General features: G+C 69.3%; 16 protein-coding genes. 12 read left to right on the plus strand and 4 right to left on the minus strand.

Translation table 11 applies throughout. The features are described 5' to 3' along the window. Positions 1 to 219: 219 nt before the first annotated feature. The 10 genes from EYR15_RS12985 (at position 220) to cytX (ending at position 9375) form a co-directional block, all read left to right on the plus strand. Positions 220 to 702, plus strand: a complete 483-nt coding sequence (locus tag EYR15_RS12985; protein ID WP_131003976.1) for an MSMEG_0572/Sll0783 family nitrogen starvation response protein — start codon at positions 220 to 222, stop codon at positions 700 to 702. A 67-nt stretch (positions 703 to 769) separates the two neighbouring features. Continuing rightward, positions 770 to 1828, plus strand: coding sequence for a Nit6803 family nitrilase (locus tag EYR15_RS12990; protein WP_131003977.1), 1059 nt, complete (start codon positions 770 to 772; stop codon positions 1826 to 1828). Next, entirely contained in the window at positions 1734 to 2867 is a 1134-nt protein-coding gene (locus EYR15_RS12995; RefSeq protein ID WP_131003978.1) for an MSMEG_0568 family radical SAM protein, read from the plus strand. Before EYR15_RS12990 ends, EYR15_RS12995 begins: the two co-directional genes overlap by 95 nt. Next, a complete protein-coding gene (locus EYR15_RS13000) occupies positions 2864 to 3409 on the plus strand; it encodes an MSMEG_0567/Sll0786 family nitrogen starvation N-acetyltransferase (protein WP_131003979.1) in 546 nt (181 codons plus the stop codon). Before EYR15_RS12995 ends, EYR15_RS13000 begins: the two co-directional genes overlap by 4 nt. A 47-nt stretch (positions 3410 to 3456) precedes the next feature. Further along, positions 3457 to 4380, plus strand: a complete 924-nt coding sequence (locus EYR15_RS13005) for a sll0787 family AIR synthase-like protein (protein WP_245498315.1) — start codon at positions 3457 to 3459, stop codon at positions 4378 to 4380. Beyond that, entirely contained in the window at positions 4377 to 5540 is a 1164-nt protein-coding gene (locus EYR15_RS13010; protein WP_131003981.1) for an MSMEG_0565 family glycosyltransferase, read from the plus strand. The genes EYR15_RS13005 and EYR15_RS13010 overlap by 4 nt, the downstream gene beginning before the upstream one ends. Continuing rightward, positions 5533 to 5820 carry an MSMEG_0570 family nitrogen starvation response protein gene (locus tag EYR15_RS13015; RefSeq protein WP_131003982.1) on the plus strand — a complete coding sequence of 96 codons (288 nt, stop codon included), beginning with the start codon at positions 5533 to 5535 and terminating at the stop codon, positions 5818 to 5820. The genes EYR15_RS13010 and EYR15_RS13015 overlap by 8 nt, the downstream gene beginning before the upstream one ends. A gap of 14 nt (positions 5821 to 5834) precedes the next feature. Beyond that, on the plus strand, positions 5835 to 7106 hold the full coding sequence (locus EYR15_RS13020) for an MSMEG_0569 family flavin-dependent oxidoreductase (RefSeq protein ID WP_131003983.1): 1272 nt from the start codon (positions 5835 to 5837) through the stop codon (positions 7104 to 7106). Further along, a complete protein-coding gene (locus EYR15_RS13025; protein WP_131003984.1) occupies positions 7106 to 7972 on the plus strand; it encodes a Pnap_2097 family protein in 867 nt (288 codons plus the stop codon). Before EYR15_RS13020 ends, EYR15_RS13025 begins: the two co-directional genes overlap by 1 nt. A gap of 119 nt (positions 7973 to 8091) precedes the next feature. Beyond that, positions 8092 to 9375, plus strand: a complete 1284-nt coding sequence (gene cytX, locus EYR15_RS13030) for a putative hydroxymethylpyrimidine transporter CytX (protein WP_245498306.1) — start codon at positions 8092 to 8094, stop codon at positions 9373 to 9375. Here cytX and EYR15_RS13035 read toward each other — a convergent pair. From EYR15_RS13035 to EYR15_RS13050, 4 genes are all read right to left on the minus strand, one after another. Continuing rightward, positions 9372 to 10382, minus strand: coding sequence for an LLM class flavin-dependent oxidoreductase (locus EYR15_RS13035; protein ID WP_131003985.1), 1011 nt, complete (start codon positions 10380 to 10382; stop codon positions 9372 to 9374). The genes cytX and EYR15_RS13035 overlap by 4 nt on opposite strands. Before the next feature lie 54 nt (positions 10383 to 10436). Further along, a complete protein-coding gene (locus EYR15_RS13040; protein ID WP_131003986.1) occupies positions 10437 to 12002 on the minus strand; it encodes a DHA2 family efflux MFS transporter permease subunit in 1566 nt (521 codons plus the stop codon). Further along, positions 11999 to 13147, minus strand: coding sequence for an HlyD family secretion protein (locus EYR15_RS13045; RefSeq protein WP_131003987.1), 1149 nt, complete (start codon positions 13145 to 13147; stop codon positions 11999 to 12001). Before EYR15_RS13045 ends, EYR15_RS13040 begins: the two co-directional genes overlap by 4 nt. Positions 13148 to 13272: 125 nt before the next feature. Beyond that, entirely contained in the window at positions 13273 to 15060 is a 1788-nt protein-coding gene (locus EYR15_RS13050) for a hypothetical protein (protein ID WP_131003988.1), read from the minus strand. Positions 15061 to 15217: 157 nt separating this feature from the next. Between EYR15_RS13050 and EYR15_RS13055 the strand changes: the two genes are divergently transcribed. Together EYR15_RS13055 and pbpC are read left to right on the plus strand one after the other, a co-directional pair. Next, complete coding sequence (locus EYR15_RS13055) at positions 15218 to 20404, plus strand: alpha-2-macroglobulin family protein (protein WP_131003989.1); 5187 nt, start codon at positions 15218 to 15220, stop codon at positions 20402 to 20404. After that, complete coding sequence (gene pbpC, locus EYR15_RS13060; protein ID WP_131003990.1) at positions 20401 to 22464, plus strand: penicillin-binding protein 1C; 2064 nt, start codon at positions 20401 to 20403, stop codon at positions 22462 to 22464. The genes EYR15_RS13055 and pbpC overlap by 4 nt, the downstream gene beginning before the upstream one ends. Positions 22465 to 22472: the final 8 nt, after the last annotated feature.

Here is a 22472-nt window from a genome sequence, read left to right on the forward strand (position 1 = left end):
TCAAATTGGCGCCCGTCCGATGAGCTGCCAAGGATCAACTTCGTGGCGCCGCGAGAGGACGGCTGCTTCGAACTCGCATTTAAGGCTTCGAATTGACTGCGAAATTGACCGGATAATGAAACTCATAATGACCGCATTCCTATTTAACGGTTTGGCACGCCCGTTGCTCCTCCTCGGAACGTTTCCGCGGCTGTGTCCGCGACCTGAGAGGAGAGCGCGATGCCTGCAGTCACGAAGCCCGCGAACCAGAAGGGCGACTTTCTCGTCGACTACGAACAGAAGGTCTTCGAGGACGTCAAAGCCGCTCCGGGCGAGAAGGCCCTAGTCACCTTCCACACCGTCGCCTTCGAAGGCTCGATTGGGTTGGTGAACCTGCTGCAGGCCTCGCGCCTGATCGCGAAGGGCTTCGAGACCTCGGTGCTGCTCTACGGCCCCGGCGTCACGCTCGGCGTGCAGCGCGGCTTCCCGAAGCTCGGCGACGAGGCCTTCCCCGGCCACCAGAACTACACCGCCCGCATCGAGAAGATCATCGCCGACGGCGGCAAGGTCTATTGCTGCCGCTTCGCTCTCCAGGCGCTCTACGGCCACGGCGAGGGCGCTCTGATCCACGGCATCATCCCGATCAGCCCGCTGGACGTGCTCGACGTCGTGCTTCTGCACCGCCGGGATAACGCCTTCATCCTCGACACCTGGACGCTCTGATCCAGCCGTCATCCCGGACGGCCGAAAGGTCGATCCGGGATGACGAACGGGGCGGAGGGAGATTGCGATGACCGAAGGACGCATCGTCCGCGCCGCGGCTGTGCAGATCGCGCCGGACCTCGAGGACGGCGCCGGCACGCTGACGCGCGTCCTCAACGCGCTCGACGAAGCTGCGGGCAAGGGCGCGGATCTCGTGGTGTTTCCCGAGACGCTGATGCCCTGGTACCCGTACTTCTCCTTCGTCCACCCGCCGGTCGCGATCGGCGCGGAGCACTTAAGGCTCTACGAGAACGCGCCGACGGCGCCGGGGCCGGAGATCGACGCGGTCGCCGCGGCCGCGCGGCGGCTCGGAACCGTCGTCGTGCTCGGGATCAACGAGCGCGACCACGGCACGCTCTACAACGCCCAGCTCGTCATCGACGCCGATGGCTCGCTGAAGCTCAAGCGCCGCAAGATCACGCCGACCTATCACGAGCGGATGATCTGGGGCCAAGGCGACGGCTCCGGGCTAAAGGTCGTCGACACCAAAGTCGGTCGCGTCGGCGCGCTTGCCTGCTGGGAGCACTACAACCCGCTCGCCCGCTACGCGCTGATGGCGGCGCACGAGGAGATTCACGCGGCGCAGTTTCCGGGGTCCATGGTCGGCCAGATCTTCGCCGACCAGATGGAGGTGACGATCCGTCACCACGCGCTCGAGAGCGGCTGCTTCGTGGTCAACGCCACGGGATGGCTGACCGACGCCCAGCGCGAAAAGATTTCGCCCGACGAGAAGCTGCGCAAGGCGCTGACCGGCGGCTGCTTCACCGCGATCGTCTCGCCCGAAGGCGCGCTGCTCGGCGAACCGCTCACCTCCGGCGAAGGCATTCTCGTCGCCGATCTCGACATTGCGCTCGTCCTGAAGCGCAAGCGGATGATGGATTCCGTCGGGCACTACGCCAGGCCCGAACTGCTCAGCCTCATTCATGACGACCGGCCGCAATCGCCTGCAACGCGGCGTGCGGCGCAGACCACTTTCTCCGGGAGCATGCCCGATGAAGCCGATGACCAGCGAAGCCTCCCCGACCTTGGCGACGGAGGACCTGATCAACGAGTTGCAGTCCTTCGGGGTCCGGCTCGTCGACCCTAGCGCGGGCGCGAACAGCCGCCGAGGCGGCGCGGGGCCTTCGGACCACAAGGCGATCACCATCGACGGCATGACCGTGATGGCGCCGGTCCACACCGCGCCGGCCTTCGAGAGCCCCTACCTCGTCGAGAAGCCGGACGCGTTCGGCCGAAGCCGCATCACCCGCGACGGCGCGGCGATCGCCGAGGTCTCGTTTCCGCTCGCGCCGAAGTTCTACGGGCTGACGACCGCGGATGGCGTGCCCTACTCCCACATCGCTACGTTGCACGGGCGCGACGTGCTGGCGACGACGGTGCTGCAGACCTGCATCCGCTATCAGAGCCGCACCAAAACCTGTCAGTTCTGCGCGATAGGCCAGTCGCTCGCGGCGGGACGCACCATCGCCCACAAGACGCCCGAACAGCTCGGCGAGGTCGCCGAAGCCGCCGTCCGCCTCGACGGCGTCAAGCACATGGTCATGACCACCGGCACGCCGAAGGGCTCAGACCGCGGCGCGGCCGTGCTGGCCGAAAGCGCGGCCGGCGTGAAGGCGCGGGTCAATCTGCCCGTCCAGGTCCAATGCGAGCCGCCGGACGACGATGCCTGGTTCGGACGCCTGCGCGAATCCGGCGCCGACGCCCTGGGGATGCATCTGGAGGCGGTGTCCGAGCCGGTGCGCCAGCGGATCATGCCGGGTAAGGCGACAGTCTCGGTCGACCGCTATTTCGAGGCCTTCGCCGCCGCCGTTCCGGTGTTCGGGCGCGGCCAGGTGTCGACATACATCCTCGCCGGGCTCGGCGACACGCGTGAAGAGCTCCTCGGGATCTGCGAGCGACTGACCGCGATCGGCGTCTACCCCTTCTTGGTGCCGTTCACGCCGATCTCCGGCACGCCGCTCGAGAGCCATCCGACGCCCTCCGCCGCGTTCATGGCGTCAATCCTTGGGCCGTTGTCGCGGATGCTGGTGACGAGCGGGCTTAAGGCCGTCGACGTGAAGGCCGGCTGCGCGAAATGCGGCGCCTGCTCGGCGCTCGCGACCTACGAACGGGGGCTCGCGCAATGATGTTCGACGCGGTCGTCCCCTTTACGCCGTCGGGCTACCAGATCAAATGGGCGGTCGGCGCCTGGGAGAAGAACGGCGCGGCCGCGCTCCGCCGCGCGGTGTTCTGTGAGGAGCAGAAAATCTTCGAGGGGCACGACCGCGACGCGATCGACGAGATCGCGATCCCGCTGGTCGCGATGTCCTCGCTCGTCATCGCCCATGACGCGGTCGTCGGCACGGTTCGCATCCACGAAGAGAGCCCCGGCGTGTGGTGGGGCTCGCGCCTCGCCGTCGCCGCCGACCACCGCCGCGTTGGCGCGCTGGGCGCGGCCCTCATCCGACTCGCGGTGTCCTCGGCCCACGCCCGCGGCTGCGAGCGCTTCTACGCTCATGTGCAGGCGCAGAACGGGCCGCTGTTCCGCCGGCTGAAGTGGCGGGTTCTGGAGGAGATGGAGATCCACGGCCGCCCCCACCTCAAGATGGAGGCGGACCTCTCCTTCTATCCGCCGTTCCTCACGCCGGAGGCCGGTTTTCTGACGCTCGCGCGGAGGGCCGCGGCGTGACGATCGACGTCGACGAACTGGCGGAGACGATCAGGGCCGGCGCGGGTATGGCGGCGAAAGCCGACGTCGCCCGAGCGGCTGAAAGGCTCGGCCTGTCCGGCTCGTCCGTCGTGCCGGTCGGCGACGATTGCGCCGCGATCCCGCAGGAGGACGGCTTCCTGCTGCTCGCGATCGAAGGCTTCATGAACGCCTTCGTCGAACGCGACCCCTGGTTCGCTGGCTGGTGCGGCGTGATGGTCAACCTTTCCGACGTCGCCGCTATGGGCGGCCGCCCGATTGCAATCGTCGACGCCATCTGGGCTGCGGGCGAGGACAAGGCCGCGCCGGTCTTGGAAGGCATGCGCGTGGCGGCCGAGCGCTACGGCGTGCCGATCGTCGGCGGCCACACCAATCTCGACTGCGACCGCGGGCAGCTCTCTGTCGCCGTGCTCGGCCGCGCCAAGGCGCTGCTGACGAGTTTCGACGCGAGGCCTGGCGACCGGCTGATCGCTGCGATCGACCTGCGCGGCCGCTACCGCGAGCCTTTCGACAATTGGGAGGCCGCGACCGACGCGCCCGCCGAGCGCCTGCGAGGCGACCTCGCTTTGTTGCCCGCGATTGCGGAAGCGGGTCTTTGCCGCGCGGCGAAGGACATCAGCCAGGCCGGCGTCGTCGGCACCGCCGCCATGCTCGCCGAATGTTCCGGCGTCGGGATCGAGATCGATCTTGCTTGCATCCCGCACCCCGAAAGCGTCGTGATGGACCGCTGGCTTCGGAGTTTCCCGAGCTTCGGCTATTTGCTCGCAGTCGCGCCGGACAATATCTCAAAGGTCGTCGACCTCTTCGGCCGCCGAGGGATCGCCGCCGCCGATATCGGCGCGGTCAATCGGGGCGGAAAGGTCGAGATCGCAGCCGACGGACATCGGGCGACCGTCTGGGACTTCGGGGAACGCCCGCTGATCGGCTGCGCGTCGGATCGAGCGCTGGCATGAGCGCCTATCCGAAGATGCGCGTCGCGCTGCTGTGCCATTCCGTCAACCCGCGCGGCGGCGTCGTGCATGCGCTCGAACTCGCGGCCGCGCTAGCCGAGCTGGGTCACGATCCCGTGGTGCACGCGCCCGACCCGGAAGGGGCCGGCTTCTTTCGGCAAACAGCGTTCCAGACAGTGAGCGTGAAGGCAGCCGCGGTTGAGGGCGACACGACCGCGCTCGTGACCTCACGCGTCGCCGACTATGTCAGGCATTTCGAGGCTCCGGCCGCCCGCCGGTTCGACGTATTCCACGCGCAGGACGGCATCTCCGGCAACGCGCTCGCGACGTTGAAGACCGAAGGCGCGATCTCGCGCTTCGCCCGCACGGTCCATCATCTCGACGATTTCGCTGATCTGCGTCTTGCGGCGCTGCAGGACCGGTCCGTCACGACCTCCGACGCCCGCTTCGTCGTGAGCCGGCTGTGGCGCGAACAGCTCCGCGCCCGCTTCGGCCTCGGCGCGACGCTCGTCGGCAACGGCATCGATCTCGCCCGCTTCCGCGCCGAGCCGGACGGGCGCGAACCCTTGCTGCGCGCGCGTCTCGGGCTAGGCGTCGGCCCGATCGTGCTCGCCGTGGGCGGCGTCGAGGCGCGCAAGAACACCATGGCGTTGCTCGAGGCGTTCCAGCAATTCCGCAAGCTCCACGAGCGCGCGCAGCTCGTCGTCGCAGGCGGCGCTTCTGTGCTCGACCACGACGCCTATCGCGCCGCGTTCGGCGCCGCCTTCGTCGCGAGCGGACTGCCAGCCGAAGCGCTCGTCCTCACCGGCCCGCTCCCTGACGCCGACATGCCGGCTCTCTACAGGCTCGCCGACATGCTGGCCTTCCCCTCGATCAAGGAAGGTTTCGGGCTCGTCGTGCTTGAGGCGATGGCGACCGGCCTGCCCGTCGTCGCGTCGCGCATCGCGCCCTTCACCGAATATCTCGGCGAGCGCGACGTCGTCTGGTGCGACCCCAAAAGCCCGCGCTCGATCGCCGACGCCATGATGATCGCGCTGTCGGAGCCGGTGCGCTCGCGCCTATCCGAGCGCGGGCCGGTCGTCGCCGCCCGTCACGGCTGGGCTGAAGCTGCGCGCGCGCATCTCGACGTCTACGCCCGCCTTGCGGAGGTCGCCCATGCCTGAGATGCGCTTCACCATCCGCTGGCCCGACGGACGGCAGGAGAGCTGTTACTCGCCCTCGCTCGTGGTGCGCGAGCATATGACGGCCGGCGAGAGCTACCCGCTGGACGATTTTCTCGCGCGCGTCCGCACGTCCCTGACGATCGCGAGCGACAGGGTCGAGAAGCTCTATGGCTTCCCCTGCTCGCGCGCGCTCGGCCAGCTCGCCCGTATCGAGAGCGCGGCCAAGGGCTTTTCCGCCGCGCCCGACCCGCGCGTCGCCGTCGAATCCTTCGAAATCTGAACGGAGCGCACGTCATGAGCGACGCTGCAAAAGAACATGTCAGCGTGGTCGTCGTTGGCGGCGGTCAGGCCGGGATCTCGACGAGCTACTGGCTGAAACAGCGCCGGATCGACCATCTGGTTTTCGAGCGAAAGACCGCGGGCCATGTCTGGAGCGACGCGCGCTGGGACACGTTCTGCCTGGTGACCCCGAACTGGCAGTGCGACCTGCCCGGCCACCCCTATAACGGGCCGGATCCCGACGGCTTCATGGTGAAGGATGAGATCGTCGCCTACGTCCGGGCCTTCGTCGCCAAGGTCGCGCCGCCGATCCGAGAAGGCGTCTCGGTCGACCGGGTGACGAAACGCCCGGAAGGCGGCTTCATGGTCACGACCTCTGAAGGCGACTATACCGCCGCCGAGATCGTGGTGGCCTCCGGCGGCTACACCATCCCGATCGTGCCGCGCATGGCCGAGCGGCTGCCCGCGACGATCGCCCAGATCCATTCCGAGCAGTATCGCAATCCGCAGCAACTGCCCGAGGGCGGCGTGCTGGTGGCCGGCTCCGGCCAGTCCGGCGCGCAGATCGCGGAGGATCTGCATCTCGCGGGCCGCAAAGTGCATCTGGCGGTCGGCCAGGCGCCCCGCTGCGCCCGGTTCTACCGCGGCCGCGACGTCGTCACCTGGCTCGCCGACATGGGCTATTACGAGATGACCGTCGACGAGCACCCGCTTCGCGAGGGCGTGCGCGACAACACCAACCATTACGTCACCGGCCGCGACGGCGGGCGCGACATCGACCTCCGCCGCTTCGCCAAGGAGGGGATGGAGCTCTACGGCGTGCTGGAGGACTTTTCGGACGGCCGCCTCAAGTTCCGCGAGAACCTCGCCGAGAGCCTCGCCTTCGCGGACAAGACCTACAACGGCATCAACGCCGCGATCGACAAGCACATCGCCGAGACGGGCGTCGAGGCCCCGCCGCCCTCCGTCTATGAGCCGGTCTGGGAGCCGGAGGCGGAGCGCGGAACGCTTGAGCTCGAAGGCTCAGGCATCACCTCGATCGTCTGGTGCATCGGCTTCCTGCCGGACTTCAAATGGCTGGACGCCAGCGTTTTCAACGGCGCTGGGCGGCCGATGCACAAGCGCGGCGTGACGACCGAAGAGGGCGTCTCGTTCATCGGCCTGCCCTGGCTCAACACCTGGGGCTCCGGCCGATTCGGCGCGGTTGGAAAGGACGCGGAGCACGTCGTCTCCAAGATCGCGGAGCGGCTATCCATGCGCCGCCCCGCGCTCGGGCTCGCCGTCTGATGACCATCTCAGTCGATCCTGCCCGTCTCGAGGCCGAACCGGTTCACGGGGCGCGCCGGACGAGCGCCTTCCTGCTGGGCATGCCGGAGCTCTGCCTCGGCGGACTTTCCGAGACGTGGCTGCTGAAAGAGTGCGGCGGGCTGCACTGGCGGCTGATCGCCGATCTCGCCGGGAAAGACCGCCCGGAATTTCGCGACGAAACCGGCGCAAAGGTCTACGCGGCTTTTTGCGCGGCCAGCGCCGAAGGGCTCAGGCTGAACGTATTCGAGGAGCACGACCGCCTGGAGATCGTCTCCGAACTGGCGCAAGCCTCCCGCCCTCGCATCGCCAGCCGGCACGTTCTGATGAAGAATGGCGCGGCGATGGGCGCCGTGGAGCTGCTCTCGACCTTCGTTCGCCGCGAGCAGGCCGGCCGCAACCGCTCCATCGCCCGGGTGACGCTGCCCGAAATCCCCGACGCTGCTCAAGGCGCCGATCTTTTGGTGTTGCGGCTTGCCGCCAAGCTGCGCGGAGATTGGAAGACGCATCTGGGTTTCGAGCGAGCGGAGGGCTTACACGGGCCGTCCGCGATCTTCCGGCCCTGCCCGAGCCAGGACTTCAACGGCGCCGGCCTGCTCTATTGCGCCTCGTACCAGGCGTTCGCGGACCGCGCGGAGTGGGAGTTGCTCGACGTCGCGCCGACGATGGCGACGCGTTCGCGCGACGTCGCGTTTCACGGCAACATCGAGCCTGGCGAGCGCATCCGCCTCACCGTCCGCGGCCTGCGAAGCGGGGCTGAGACCGTCGCCCACTGGATGGCGGTGGAAGGCGCGAAGGACGGACGGCCGCTCGCCGACATCTTCACGACGCGCAAACGGACGGCCTGATCTCTGTCGACAGACGGCGCGACACGCTCGCATAGCGCGCGCTCGTGCAGTATGGGCTGACGATGCCCTGCGGCGCCGGCCCCGCTCGGCTGAGCGACAAGCCGGGGGAGAAGACGTCCGTGCAGGAAGCCGCCGCCTACGATCCGCTCGTTCCGATCTCGCGGGAAGGCCGCGCCTTCGCCGGCGGCGACGCCTTCGCGCTGTGGTTCTCGCTCGGCGTCGGCCTGCTCGTGCTGCAGGCGGGTGCGCTGCTCGTGCCGGCGCTCAGCCTCAGCGCCGCCTTCGCCGCGATCGTCTGCGGCACGGCGATCGGCGTAACGCTGCTTGCCTCCGCTGGCGTCGTCGGCGCGGACACCGGCCTCTCCTCCATGGCCGCGCTGCGGCCGGCGCTCGGCATTCGCGGCGCATCGCTGCCGACTGTCCTCAATGTCGTCCAGCTCGTGGGCTGGGGCTCATTCGAGATCATCGTGATGAGCGACGCCGCGGACACGCTGGCGAGCCGCGTCGTCGGCGTCTCGGCGCCGATGGTCTGGACCGTGCTGTTCGGCGCGCTCGCGACGTTGCTCGCCGCCGGCGGCCCGGTCTCCTTCGTGCGCCGTTTCCTGCGGGCGTGGGGGCTTTACCTCATCCTCGCGGCCGCCGCGTGGCTCACCTACGCGCTGCTCGCGAATCACGACCTTTCCGAACTGCTGTCCCGGCCCGGAACCGGCGGCATGGGCTTTGGGGCCGCCGTCGATCTCGCGGCCGCCATGCCGCTTTCCTGGCTGCCGCTGATCGCCGACTATACCCGTTTCGGCCGCTCGGCCGGGGGCACCTTCCGCGGCGCGGCGCTCGGCTATTTCGTCGCCAACGTCTGGTTCTACGGGCTCGGCGCGACCTGGGCGCTGGCCTCCGGCGGCGAAGCCTCGCTCGCGACCACGCTCGCCTCGGCCGGCGCTGGGCTCGCGCTGCTGCTGATCCTGCTCGACGAGACCGACAACGCCTTCGCCGACATCCATTCGGCCGCGGTCTCCGGCGGCGCTCTCACGCGGGCGCCGGTTCGGCCGCTCGCGATCGGCGTCGGCGTCGTCTGCACGTTGATCGCGCTCTTCCTGCCGCTCGGGCAGTATGAAAGCTTCCTGCTGCTGATCGGCTCGGTCTTCGCGCCGCTGTTCGGCGTCGCGCTGGCTGACCACTTCATCGTCCGCAAGCGGCGGATCGAGGCTGCGGAGATCGACCGGCGAGGCGGCGCCTATTGGTACGCCGGCGGCTTCGGTCTCGCAGGTCTCGGGGCGTGGGTCGCGGGCATCGCCGTGTACCAGGCGATCAGCAATCTCGCGCCCGATCTTGGCGCCACGATCCCCAGCCTGCTGGCCGCGGGCGTCATTTACGTGGCGGCGACACGGCTGATCGGACGGCGCTAGGCGCTGGCCGTCAGCGGCCGCGCCGTCTCCTCCATCGCCTCCGCGACCAGCCCGTAGGAGCGCAGCCGCGCCGCGTGATCGTAGATCGCGGCGGCGACGATGAACTCGTCCGCGCCGGTGCGTTCGACCAGCGCGTCGAGGCCGCGGGCGACCGTTTCGGCGGAGCCGACGACTGCGCAGGAAAGCATCGAATGGACATGCGCCTTCTCACGCGGCGTCCAGTACGCCTCAATGTCATCGATCGGGGCAGGCAGCTTTCCGCGGGTCCCCCGCACCATGCGGGTGAACTGCTGCTGGGCGGAGGTGAACAGCCGCCGGGCCTCGGCGTCCGTCTCGGCCGCGACAGCGTTGACGCCAACGATCACGTGAGGCCGCGCGAGTTGGGCTGAAGGCTCGAACCGCGCCCGATAGAGCGCGACGGCCTCGTCGAGCGCTTGCGGCGCGAAATGTGAGGCGAAGGCGTAAGGCAGGCCGAGCATGGCGGCGAGCTCCGCGCCGAACAGGCTGGAGCCAAGAATGAAGAGCGGCACATTGGTGCCCGCGCCCGGCACGGCCTGGATCACCTGGTTGTCGCCGGCCGGCGCGAGCAGCGCCTGCAGCTCCAGAACGTCGCGCGGGAAATTGTCGGCGGAGGAATGGTCGCGCCTCAGGGCGCGCAGCGTCTGTCCGTCGGTGCCGGGCGCGCGGCCGAGGCCGAGATCGACCCGGCCGGGATAGAGCGTGGCGAGCGTGCCGAACTGCTCGGCGATCACCAGCGGCGAATGGTTCGGCAGCATCACGCCGCCCGCGCCGATGCGGATGGTCGAGGTTTTTCCGGCGACGTAGCCGAGCGCGACCGCGGTCGCGGCGGAGGCGACGCCGACCATGTTGTGATGCTCCGCCATCCAGAACCGGCGGTAGCCCAGCCGCTCCGCATGGCGGGCGAGATCGGCTGAATTCCGCAGAGCGTCTGCGGGCTCGCCGCCTTCCGGCACGAAAGCGAGGTCGAGAACTGAGAGCGTCGTCATGGGTCGCGATCCTTTTCGGCCCCGAAGATGGGGACGGCGCGTGCGGATCGGAAGTCAGTGCGCGGGTTTCGCCTTTGCGCTCCGCAGGATCATCGCGAGCGGGATCATCGCGGCCGACATCAGGCCGAGGACGAAGAACACGTCGATGTAGGCCCAGAAAGTGACCTGCGACTGCACCTGGTTGGCGATCCACGACATCGCTTGACCGCTTGCGTCCCCGCCGCCGCGCGCCGCGAAAGCCTGCGTCGCCGCGCGCATCGCCTCCTGATAGGCGGGGTTGGCGAGATCGATGTGCTCGACCAGCCGGGTCTGGTGGAACTGCTCACGGTGAGCGAGCACGTTCTGCGCGACGCACACGCCGATCGAGCCGCCGACATTGCGGGCCATGTTGATCTGCGCCGAGGCCTGATCGGTCTGGTCGGGCTTGATGCCGATATAGGAGGCCGCCGTGATCGACAGGAACACGAGCGGCAGCCCGGCTCCGACCCACATGCGCGCGCTTGCGAAGAACCAGAAGGTGGAATCTGCGTAGAGCGAGGTGAGGTGATACATCCCGACCGTGATGATTGCCGCCCCCGAGGCGATCATCCACTTCGCGGGCACTTTCCCTGAAAGCCGGCCCGCCAGCACCATCATGCAAACGGTGACGACGCCTCCCGGCGCGAGCGAAAGCCCCGCGAGGGTGGCGGTGTAGCCATAGAGCTCCTGCACGATCTGCGGCACGAACTGCGTGGTCGAGATCAGGATCGCCCCGGTGCCGAGCATCACCACGAAGCAGGAAGCGAACTGCCGGCTCTTGAGCAACGTCAGGTCGACCGCCGGGTTCTTCCTCGTGAGCAGCCAAGGGAACATCAGCACGAAGGCGGCGGCGCCGATCGTCGTGAAGGTCACGATCAGCGTCGAGTCGAACCAGTCCTCGCGTAGCCCCTCGTCGAGGACGACCTCGAGCGAACCGAGGAAGGTGGCGACCAGCAGGAAGCCGACGACGTCGAAGCGCACGCCTTCCTCCTTCAGGCGCTCGCGCTCCTCGATCGCGGCCTTCGAATCCTGCAGCAGCCACCCCATCAGCAACAAGGCGACGACGCCGATCGGGCCGTTGATCAGGAAGCACCAGTGCCAGGAGACGTTGTCGGACAGCCAGCCGCCGAGCGTCGGGCCGACGACCGGCGCGACCACGATGGCGACCCCGTAGAGCGCGAAGGCCTGCCCGCGTTTCTCGGGCGGGAAAGCGTCGGCCAGGATGGACTGCGCTAGCGGCGCCATGCCCCCTCCGCCGAGCCCCTGCAGGACGCGGAAGAACAGTAGAGACTCGAGGCTCCACGCGAAGCCGCAGGCGATCGAGGCGATTGTGAACAGCGTCACGCTCGCCATGAAGAACAGCTTCCGGCCGTAGCGCTTGGCAAGGAAGCTCGAAGCCGTGAGCGCGATCGCATTCGCGACGAGATAGCTCGTCACCACCCACGCCGCTTCATCCGGCCCGACCGCGAGCCCGCCGGAGATGTAGCGCAACGCGACGTTCGCGATGGTGGTGTCGAGCACCTCCATGAAGGTCGCGAGCGCGACGACGATGGCGATCGCCCAGGGGTTCTTTGCCGCCCCTGCTTCCGGGGCCTCGCTCATCTGACGTGGACGGTCGGCACGACCGACATGCCGGGTCCGATCGCGACGTCGTCCGGCCATCTGTCGACGACGATCTTCACAGGAATGCGCTGCGTGACCTTCACGTAATTGCCGGTGGCGTTCTCCGCTGGCAGCAGGCTGAACGCGGTGCCTGAGCCCGGTTGCACCGAGTCGACCCGGCCTTTGACGTCGCGATCGGGGTAAGCGTCGATCTCCAGATCGACCGCCTGACCGGGCCGCATGTCCGTGACCTGCGTCTCCTTGAAGTTCGCGGTCACCCAAATCTCGTCCGGCACGAAGTTCGACAGCCCCGCGCCAGCTTGAGCGAACTGCCCCTTCGATCCGGTAAACCGCACCAAGCGGCCGGGCTGGGCGGCGCGAACTGTGGTGTAGCCGAGGTCGAGCTCGGTTTGCGCGAGACGCGCCTTCGCCTGATCGAGCTGCGCGACCGCGTTCGAACGCTGAGCCTTGAGCGAACCGACCTGCTTGTCCGCCGCGACGACGCCCGCCTTCGCCTCGGCGAGAGACGATTGCTGCTGGAGAAGCGTCGTATTGGTCTGCTGCTGGCGCTGGACGCTGCCGGCGCCGGTCTGCGCCAGATCCTTGTAGCGGGAGGCGTCCTCCTGCGCGAACTTCAGCGAAGCCTCGGCATTCTCGACACGGCTCTTCGCCACATCGACCTGCGCCTGCTGCGCCGCGATCTGGGCGTCGGCGTTCTGGACGGAAGCCTCCGCCGCCTCGACCTGCGCACGGGCCTGCGTCACGGCGACCTCGTAGTCTCGCTTATCGATCTCGAAGAGCACCGCGCCCGCCTCGACATGCTGGTTGTCGGAGACAAGCGCATCGACGACATAGCCGGAGACCTTGGGCGCGACGACATAGGAGCGCGCGTCGACGAAGGCGTCGTCTGTGGTCTCGAACGGATAAACGTAGATCTGCCAGTAGGCGTAGCCGGCGACTGCGATCAGCAGAGCGCCGATGACTGCTCCGGCGAAGAGCAGCGGATGGCGCCGAAGCGCGCTTGGCTTCTTCTCGTCGCCCGCCGCCGCGTCGGCCGGCTGCTGGACGTCGCGCTCTTTGCGCTCGGGCGCGCGCCGGTCGCGGTCAGGCTGCGGCCGTTCCCCGGTCTCCACTCGTTGATCCATCGCGACCCTTCCGCAACTGCAAGACGCGGAAGCGAAACGGCGTTTCACGCGCCCGTGTTCCGGGCGCAGGCGCATGGAAGGCGCGCGCTGGACGCGCGACTGAGCGTCTAGCATCGTCTTCGACGTTACTGCGGCGCGCCGGCGAGCACTCTGAAGGCGCGCAGCTTGGCGTCCGGCGCAAGTTCGACCGGCGCGAGCCATGCAGGCGGAGTCGACGACAACAGCGCGGCGGCGAACCCGTCAGGATGTCTCTTCGCCGCCGGCGTGACGCCTGCGTCGAGCGGGCAGACCACCACATAGGCCGCCCGACGGGATACCGTCACAGCGCGCGCCGCCTCCTCGCTGCCTTCGAAAGCGTCGAGCGCGTCGCTGATCCCTGCGACGTTCCGGTGGTAGGGCGCGGCCACCGCGGAAAGCCGAGAGAACGCCAGAATGAAAGGCCCGGTGTCGACGGTATTCAGCGCGAGCCCGGCCGGGAGCGCGTCGAGCGATGCGTAATCCCTTGAAGGGCAGGAGGAGGCCACGCGCTTCCCGTCAATCGGTGGGAGGCCCGCGAGCGTCGCGACGCCGAGCCCGAGCAGCGCGAGCGCGACCGGGCTCAGCGCCACCACGGCGGCAAGGACGCGGGGCATGCCACCGCGCCCGAACGCTAGCGCCCCCATCGGCAATAGCGGCCCCGCCATCGCGAATGCGAGCCCCATCCCGCGCGACTGCCACGCGGTCACGGCGAGCGCCGCGGCGAACATGGCGCAGGCGGTCGCGACTGCCCAGAAGACCTCGCGGCTTGCCGTCGCAACCGCCCAGATCGCGACGCCAAGCGATACGAGCAGGGGCGTTCCGATAGCGAGCGCCATCGTGGGCGCGTCGCGCGTCAGCACAAAGAACGGCTGCGCCTCCTCCACCTTCGCGAGCCAGTCGCTCCGCAGCCGCTCAGGCAGCATCGCGTAAGGCGAGGAGAGGCAGTTGGGAGCGACGAGCCACAGAGCGGCGCCAGTGGCCAAGCCGACCTGAGCGAGGGCGAACAGGCGCGAGGCCCGGCTTTCGCCTCCGAGGCGCGTGGCGAGCGCCAGTCCAAGGCCGCCTACGATCGCGATGGCGAGATGGCCTGCCCCCAGCGTATCGCAGACGCGCGCCAGCCAGCTTTCGACCGACAGCGTCGTCAACGCGACGACGACCGTTCCGCCCGCGAATGTCGCGCCGAACAGGGCGGCGCCCCTCGCGAGGCCTTCGCCAACCAAGGCCCAGCGCAGCGCGATCATCGTTGCGCAGACCGCCACGTGCGGCGCGGTCTCCATGCCAATGCCGGTCATCGCTGCGGCCGCGCAACCGGCGCCGATCGCGGCCTTTTTCGATCGCTCAAGCTTTAGCGCACAGGCCAGCAGGATGAGAGCAAGCGCGATCTGCGCGCCGTGATGGTCCAGCGCGCCGGGCGCGAAGCACCGTGTCACGGCGGGCGAAGCCACCAGCAGAAGGGCGCCGATGGCGCCCGCGCGATCGCCTGCAAGCGTCCGGCTCGCGGACGCCACTGCGAGCAGCGCCGGCAGCAGAAGGATGAGCGGCCAGAGCGTCAGCGTGGCCGCGAGCGCGCGATCTCCGGGCATGGCGAGGCCGAACAACTTGAGCAGCAGCGCGATCGGCAGATCGATCAGCCGCGACCAATGCATGATCACGCCGTCCGGCGGATTGAGCCGGCGCTGGGTGAGGTCGAACCAGCCCTGCCCGCCGAGCCAGTCCCGAACCTCGACGAGACGCATGGCGTCGTCGGTCGACATCTTCTCAACGACGCTCGAAAACTCCGGGACCGCGGACGCAAGGGCGAAGATCGCCCAGATCAGCACGACGATGCCCGCGCCCTCGGATAGGGCCCAGAGATCGCCGCGCTCTGGCGTCGCGGCGTGGGACATCGTCATCATCGGCGGCCTTCGCGGAACGCGTGATCCTCAAGACGATCACCCGGTCATGGTTAGAAAGCCGTGAAGCTCCGAAGGCCCGTATCGCTCCGGCGTGGGCGGTATTATCGTCGTCGCCAAGGCTCCCCCGCGAGGAGCCGCCGGGGGGAAGAAGACAGCGATGCATAGGGCTTTAGGTCTTAAAATCGTTGCGGGACTCTTCGCCCTCGGGCTTGTCCTCGCGCCCGCAGCGGCCCAGACCCCGCCGGGCTTCCAGAACCGGGCTGCGCTTGAGAGCGCGCTGAAGCTCGAGGCGAGGCTGAAGCGCGAGGCTCAGTCCGATGCGCGTTCGGCGGCCGACCTCGTCAAACAGGGCGTCGCGCAGATCCGGAGCGAGAGCTGGCGCGAGGCCGCGGTGACCATGGCGATCGCGGCAGGCAAGTCGCCGAACGACGAGCAGCCCTGGCGCAACCTTTCGGTCGCGCTCACCCGCGTCGAAAGCGATGATTATTCCGAGAAGGAATCCCTGCGCGAACAGGCGGTCGGCGCCGCATGGCGCGCCTATCAACTGAGCGGCGACTCCAAAACCCGAGCCCGGGCGCTCGCCGTGCTCGCCAACGCTTTCGCCACTAAGGAGGACTGGCGCCCAGCGCTCGACGCCTACAAAGCGAGTCTCGCGCTCGTTGAGGGCCCTGACGCCCGCCAAGCCTATGAAGCGATGCGCGCCGAGCACGGCTTTCGCGCGCTCGACTATTCCGTCGACAGCGACGCCGCCTCGCCACGCGCTTGCGTTCAGTTCTCCGAAGATCTCGCCAAAGGCCGCGTCGACTTCTCGCCTTACGTCGCGCTCCGCGGAAACGACTCTCCCGCGGTGACGGCGGACGGCCAGCAGGTTTGCGTCGACGGCCTGAAACACGGCGAGACCTACGACCTGGCGATCCGGTCGGGTCTCCCGTCCAACGTCGACGAGCCGCTCGGCGCTTCGAAAGATTTCCACATCTATGTCCGCGACCGGGCGCCGACCGTGCGCTTCACCGGCCGGAACTACGTGCTGCCATCGACCGGCCAGCAGGGGGTGCCCGTCGTCTCGGTCAATGTCGACGCCGTGCTCGTCGATCTGTTCCGCATCGGCGACCGCAGCCTCGCGCAGTCCGTCGTCTCGGGCGATTTCCAGAAGCAGCTCGACGGCGAAGAGATCGAGAAGCTCAAGAGCGACCAGGCGGCGCATGTCTATTCCGGCGAGCTTGCGGTCGAGCGCCAGCAGAACGCCGACGTCACCACCGCCTTCCCGGTCTCCGAGGCCGCGCCGCAGCTGAAGCCCGGCGTCTATGTGCTCGCCGCCCGCCCGAAGAACGCCGTCGAGCCTGAATCCTGGGACGCGCGGGCGACGCAATGGTTCGTGGTCTCCGATCTCGGCCTCACCGCGGTCTCTGGAACCGAAGGGGTGCGCGCCTTTACGCGATCGCTCGCAAGCGCCGGCCCGATTGAAGGCGTCGAGCTTCGCCTGATCGCGCGCGACAACGAGGTGTTGGCGACCGCGAAGACGGACGCGCAGGGCTTCGCCAGCTTCGAGGCAGGCTTGACCCGAGGCCAAGGCGGCCAGGCGCCCGCCGTTCTCGTGGCCTCCGCTCAGGGAGATTACGGCTTCCTCGACCTGACCAAGCCCGGCTTCGACCTTTCCGACCGCGGCGTTGGCGGCCGCACGGCGCCGGGGCCGCTCGACGCGCAGCTGTTCGCCGAGCGCGGCGTCTATCGCTCCCGGGAGACGGTGCGCCTTACCGCTTTGCTGCGCGACGATTCCGGCAAGGCGGTCGAGGGCATGCCGCTGACGCTCGTGGTGACGCGGCCCGACGGCGTCGAAGACCGCCGCGTCGTGACGCCGGATGGCGGGGCGGGCGGACGAACGCTCGACCTTCCCCTGATCGATCAGGCGCAGGAAGGGACGTGGCGCGTCGAGGCGCTGGCCGACGCCAAAAGCGCGCCGATCGGGTTGACCAGTTTCCTCGTCGCGGATTACGTGCCGGAGCGGCTGGACCTCAAGATCGCGAGCCAGGCACAGACGCTCGACAGCGCCGGCGCGAGCGTTTCCGTCGACGGGCGCTGGCTCTACGGCGCGCCGGCCGCCGACCTCGCGATCGAGGGCGACGTCACCCTGCGCGTCCGTGAGAGCGCCTTGCCGGGCTTCGAGGGCTACCGCTTCGGCCTTGCGGACGAGACGGTCGCGCCGACCCGCACGCCGCTCGACGGCCTCGGCCGCACCGACGCCAAGGGGCTCGCGACGATCCGCGTGGCCGAACCCGCCCTCCCGGAGACCACGCGCCCGCTCGAAGCGGAAGTCGCGATCCGCCTGGCCGAGCCTTCCGGGCGCACGCTGGAGCGCAAGCTGACGCTGCCCGTCGCCGCAAGTGGAACGCGCATCGGCGTGAAGCCGCTGTTTCAAGACCGCGTCAGCGATGGCGAGACCGCACGCTTCGAGATCCGCGCGATCGGCGTCGACGGCAAACCGGTCGCTTCGCGGGACCTGAATTGGCGGCTGGTGCGGATCGAGACCAGCTACCAATGGTACGCGACCAACGGGCGCTGGAACTTCGAGACCGTAAACCGCACCCGCCGTGTCGCCGACGGGACGGTCGACGTCTCCAGTGACGCGCCCGCCCGCGTCGAGGCGAAGGCGGATTACGGCCGTTATCGGCTGGAGGTTTCGAGCGCGGATCCGCAAGGGCCCGCGACGAGCGTCGCCTTCGACGCCGGCTATTTCGCCGCGGCTTCCGCCGACACGCCGGACATGCTCGACGTCGCGCTCGACAAGGCGGCCTACCGGCCGGGCGATCAGGCGACCGCGACCCTCGGTGCCCGCTTCGCCGGAAAGGCGACCGTGATGGTCGTTGGATCCGGAGTGATCGACCAGCAAACGGTGGACGTATCCGACAAGGGCGCGAGCGTGCGCTTTCCCGTGACGAAGGCGTGGCGGCCGGGCGCCTATGTCGTCGCCTTCCTGCATCGCCCGCTCGACGCCAGGGCGAGCCGCATGCCCGGCCGCGCGGTCGGCGTCGCTTACGCCGCGATGGACCCTGCGGACCGCACGATCGGCGTTGCGATCGACGCGCCTAGCCAAGTTGAGCCGCGACGCACGGTCGACGTTTCGCTGAAGCTTGCGAACCTTGCGGCGGGCGAAAAAGCTTATGTGACGCTCGCCGCCATCGACGTCGGCATCCTCAATCTCACGCAATACAAGCCGCCCGCGCCCGATACGGCGGTGTTCGGCCAGCGGCGACTGAGCGCCGAGCTGCGCGATCTCTACGGCCAGTTGATCGACGGCATGGGCGCAAAGGCCGGCAAGCTGCGCTCCGGCGGAGACGATTCTGGCGCCGGCGGTCTGCAGGACACGCCGACCCAGGCGCCGCTCGCGCTGTTTTCCGGCGTGCTGGAGGTCGGGCCTGCCGGCGAGGTGGTCGTGCCGCTCGAACTCCCGGCTTTCAACGGCACGGCGAAGCTGATGGCTGTGGCGTGGTCGAAGGACAAGCTCGGCCACGCTTCAAAAGACATGGTGATCGCCGATCCCGTGGTCGTGACTGCGGCGTTGCCCCGCTTCCTCGCGGACGGCGACCGCTCGCGTTTGAGGCTCGACGTCGACAACGTCTCGGGGCCGGCCGGCGATTACGCCGTCGAAGTGAAGACGTCCGGCCCAGTCCAAGCGACCGGAGCCGCGAAGACCCTGAAGCTCGCCGCCAAGGCGCGCGGTGCGCTCGACATTCCGCTCGCGGCCAGCGGGATCGGCGCGGCGCGGCTCGAGGTCTCACTGAAAGGGCCGGACGGACGCGCCTTCGTCCAGGCCTTCGCGCTCGACGTGAAGCCCGCCACCGCGCCGATCATCCGCCGCAACGTCATCGCGCTCGCCAAGGGCGCGGGCGTCACCGTCTCGCGCGACATGCTGGCCGACATCGTTCCCGGCACGGGGTCGATCGCGCTGACCGTCAACAAGCCGGGCATGCTTGACGCCGCGACCTTCAAGCTCGCGCTCGACGGCTATCCCTATGCCTGCTCGGAGCAGCTTTCGAGCCGCCTGCTCGCCGTGATCTACGGCGACGCCGCGACCGCGGGCGTCCCCGCCGCAGAGGCCAGGGCCAAGGCGAACGACATCGTCGCGCGCATCCTGTCGCGGCAGGACTCCAACGGCTCCTTCGGCCTATGGAGCGCGGAGGGCGGCGACCTCTGGCTCGACTCTTACGTCGTCGACGTGCTCAGCCGCGCCCGCGCGGCCGGTTACCCCGTCGCCGACCAGCCTTTCGCGCAGGGGCTCGACAATCTCCGCAATACGATCGGGCTCAGGAACGACTCGACCGAAAGCGACATCGCCTACGCCCATTACGTGCTGGCGAAATCCGGCCGACCGCTGATCGGCGATCTGCGCTACCTCGCGGACGTCAAGATCGAGGAGTTCGCGAGCCCGCTCGCCCGCGCCGAGATCGGGGCCGCATTGGCGCAGGCCGGCGATTTCCAGCGCGCCCAGAAAGCTTTCGCGGCGGCCGAGATTACCCCGCCGGACGATGCGGCCCGCGCCGATTTTGGCTCCCCGTTGCGTGATCAGGCCGCGATCGTCGCGCTTGCGTCCGAGACGAAGGCCGGCGGTGCGATCACATCCGGCCTGCTCCGCCGGATCGGCGCCGCGCGCCGCGACCGGGCGACGCTCACCACGCAGGAGAACGCCTGGCTGCTGCTCGCGGCGCGAGGCTTGAAGAGCCAGTTTGCGGACCTGACGCTGACCGTTGACGGCCGGCCGCGCCAAGGCGCGATCGACGAAACGTTTTCGCCCGAACGGCTGGCGACTGGCAATGCGACGGTCGCGAACGCCGGGCAGACGCCGCTCGAGGCGGTCGTCACGGTCCGGGGATCGCCGATCGCGCCGGAAGGTCCCGCGGAAAATGGCTTCCGACTGGAGCGGCGCTACTACACGACCGCAGGCGTCGAGGTCGATCCGTCCAAGGTGGCCCAGAACACACGGCTCGTCGTGGCGCTGACCGTCACCGAGCCCGAGCCGCGGCCGGGGCGCGTGCTGGTGGTCGACCGCCTGCCGGCGGGCTTCGAGATCGACAATCCGGAGCTCGTCACCAGCGCGAAGACGGAGGCCTTCGCCTTCCTTGGCGATTCCGACGCGCCGCAGCCCGTGCATTCCGAATTCCGCGACGACCGCTTCGTGGCGGCCTTCGATCGCGACGCTGATGGGCCGGCGGTCTATTTCGCAGCCTATGTCGTCCGCGCGATCGCGCCCGGCCGCTACGCCCAGCCGGCCGCCTCGGTGGAGGACATGTACCGGGCAGACCGCTTCGCGCGGACAGGCGCGGGGGTCGTGGAGGTGACGGCGAAGTGAGGCGTCTGCTCGCCTCCGCCTTCCTGGTCGCTCTCATCGGCGGCTCCTTCGCCGCGATCTCGCTCGCCTCCGTTCCCGCGCCCTCCCCCGGCCGCGCAAATTCGCTCTCGACCCTCGTGCTCGACCGGGACGGCCGGCTGCTGCGCCCGTTCGCCGCCGCTGACGGCGCGTGGCGGCTGCCTGTCGCGCGGAGCGACGTCGACCCTCGCTTCCTCAAGCTGCTACTGGCCTATGAGGACAAGCGCTTCTTCGCTCACCGCGGGGTCGACCCCATAGCCGTGCTGCGCGCCGCCGGACAGGCGGTTCGCGCGGGCGGCGGCGTCTCGGGAGGATCCACGCTCACCATGCAGGTGGTGCGGCTGCTGACGCCGGATCGTTCGCGCAACCTCGCCCGCAAGTGGCGGGAAGCCGGCGCAGCGCTCGCGCTTGAACGCGCGCTCGGCAAGGAAGGCGTGCTCGACCTCTATCTCAGGCTGGCGCCCTATGGCGGCAATCTCGAGGGGGTGCGCGCGGCGAGCCTCGCCTTCTTCGGCAAGGAGCCCGCGCGGCTCTCGACCGCGGAGGCGGCGCTGCTCGTCGCGATCCCACAATCGCCCGAGGCGCGCCGCCCGGATCGCGACCGCGCTGCCTCGCGCAAGGCGCGCGACCGTGTGCTCGCCCGCCTGGCGGAGGCCGGAGCGATTTCGTCGGCCGAAGCCGATCACGCGCGAGAAGAGCCGGTGCCGGATGGCCGCCGCCCGTTTCCAACATTGGCCGCGCATGCGGCCGAGGACGCCGCACGGCGCGCCGGCGCCGGCGGCGTCATGCGGCTCACCATCCGCCGCGATCTTCAGCGCGAGCTCGAAGCGCTCGCGCGCGACAGGGCGCGGGCGCTGGGGCCGGGCCTCTCGGTCGCGATCCTCGCGGTCGAGCACGCGACCGGAGCGATCGAGGCCTCGGTCGGTTCGGCGGACTATTTCGACGCGAGCCGGGCGGGCGGCCTCGACCAGACCCGCGCCGTGCGCTCGCCGGGCTCCGCACTGAAACCGTTCATCTACGCGCTCGCCTTCGAAAACGGGATCGCGGCGCCCGAAACCTTGATCGAAGACCGGCCCGTCCGCTTCGGCGATTACGCCCCGCGCAATTTCGACCAAGCGTTTCACGGCACGGTGAGCGCTGGCCAAGCGCTCGCGCTGTCGCTCAACATCCCGGCCGTCGCCCTCCTCGACGCCGTCGGCCCGGCGCGTTTCGTCGCGCGGCTCAAAGGGGCGGGCGCAGGCGTGTTCCTGCCGGCTGGCGAGGCGCCGGGTCTCGCCGTCGCGCTCGGCGGCGTCGGCGTCCGGCTGATCGACCTCGCGACGCTCTACGCCGGACTCGCGCGCGGCGGCGGCGCGGTCCCGCTCACCGACGATCCAATGGCGCTCTCCGAACCCTCCGCGCCTGGGCGGCGGCTCGCCGACCCGATCGCGGCGCGGCAGGTCGCCGACGCGCTGCTCAAGAGCCCTCCGCCGGAGGCCGCGCTCGGCGGCCGGCTCGCCTTCAAGACCGGCACCTCCTACGGCTATCGCGACGCCTGGGCGGTCGGCTTCGACGGCCGCCGCGTCATTGCGGTCTGGGCCGGGCGGCCGGACGGCGCGTCGAGCGCCGGCCTCGTCGGCCGCGAGGCCGCCGCCCCCATCCTGTTCGACGCTTTCGCCCGCACGGGCGAGCCGCTTCTTGCCCTGCCTCCCATGCCCGAGGCCGCGCCGCTGACGCTGGCCGAACTTCCCGCACCGCTCCAGCGCTTCCGCGCAAACGGCGCTCCGCCGCCGGTCTTGGGCGCGCGCGAGACGGCGCCGCTGGCCGTCGCCTATCCCCCGGACGGCGCGCGGGTCGAGATCGAGGAGGGCGCGGAGCTTGCGCTCAAGGCGGCCGGCGGCGTGTCGCCGTTCCGCTGGCTGGTCGACGGACGTCCGCTTCCGCCGGATCGACGGCGCGAGGCGTTCTGGCCGGTCGCAGGCGCGGGGTTTTCACGCGTAACTGTAATGGACGCCACCGGAGCCACCGCGTCGGCTTCGATCAGGCTGGAGCGGGGATCCTAAGATGACAA

The organism is Hansschlegelia quercus (assembly GCF_004310425.1).
Taxonomy (GTDB): Bacteria; Pseudomonadota; Alphaproteobacteria; order Rhizobiales; family Methylopilaceae; genus Methylopila; species Methylopila quercus.

Coding starts and splice junctions, on each gene's coding strand:
- EYR15_RS13050 (WP_131003988.1), bottom strand. CDS start 15,060: ATGATGACGATGTCCCACGCCGCGACGCCAGAGCGCGGCGATCTCTGG.
- EYR15_RS13040 (WP_131003986.1), bottom strand. CDS start 12,002: ATGAGCGAGGCCCCGGAAGCAGGGGCGGCAAAGAACCCCTGGGCGATC.
- EYR15_RS13000 (WP_131003979.1), top strand. CDS start 2,864: ATGATGTTCGACGCGGTCGTCCCCTTTACGCCGTCGGGCTACCAGATC.
- EYR15_RS13015 (WP_131003982.1), top strand. CDS start 5,533: ATGCCTGAGATGCGCTTCACCATCCGCTGGCCCGACGGACGGCAGGAG.
- EYR15_RS13035 (WP_131003985.1), bottom strand. CDS start 10,382: ATGACGACGCTCTCAGTTCTCGACCTCGCTTTCGTGCCGGAAGGCGGC.
- EYR15_RS13025 (WP_131003984.1), top strand. CDS start 7,106: ATGACCATCTCAGTCGATCCTGCCCGTCTCGAGGCCGAACCGGTTCAC.
- EYR15_RS12995 (WP_131003978.1), top strand. CDS start 1,734: ATGAAGCCGATGACCAGCGAAGCCTCCCCGACCTTGGCGACGGAGGAC.
- EYR15_RS13055 (WP_131003989.1), top strand. CDS start 15,218: ATGCATAGGGCTTTAGGTCTTAAAATCGTTGCGGGACTCTTCGCCCTC.
- EYR15_RS12990 (WP_131003977.1), top strand. CDS start 770: ATGACCGAAGGACGCATCGTCCGCGCCGCGGCTGTGCAGATCGCGCCG.
- EYR15_RS13005 (WP_245498315.1), top strand. CDS start 3,457: ATGGCGGCGAAAGCCGACGTCGCCCGAGCGGCTGAAAGGCTCGGCCTG.
- EYR15_RS12985 (WP_131003976.1), top strand. CDS start 220: ATGCCTGCAGTCACGAAGCCCGCGAACCAGAAGGGCGACTTTCTCGTC.
- EYR15_RS13045 (WP_131003987.1), bottom strand. CDS start 13,147: ATGGATCAACGAGTGGAGACCGGGGAACGGCCGCAGCCTGACCGCGAC.
- EYR15_RS13020 (WP_131003983.1), top strand. CDS start 5,835: ATGAGCGACGCTGCAAAAGAACATGTCAGCGTGGTCGTCGTTGGCGGC.
- EYR15_RS13010 (WP_131003981.1), top strand. CDS start 4,377: ATGAGCGCCTATCCGAAGATGCGCGTCGCGCTGCTGTGCCATTCCGTC.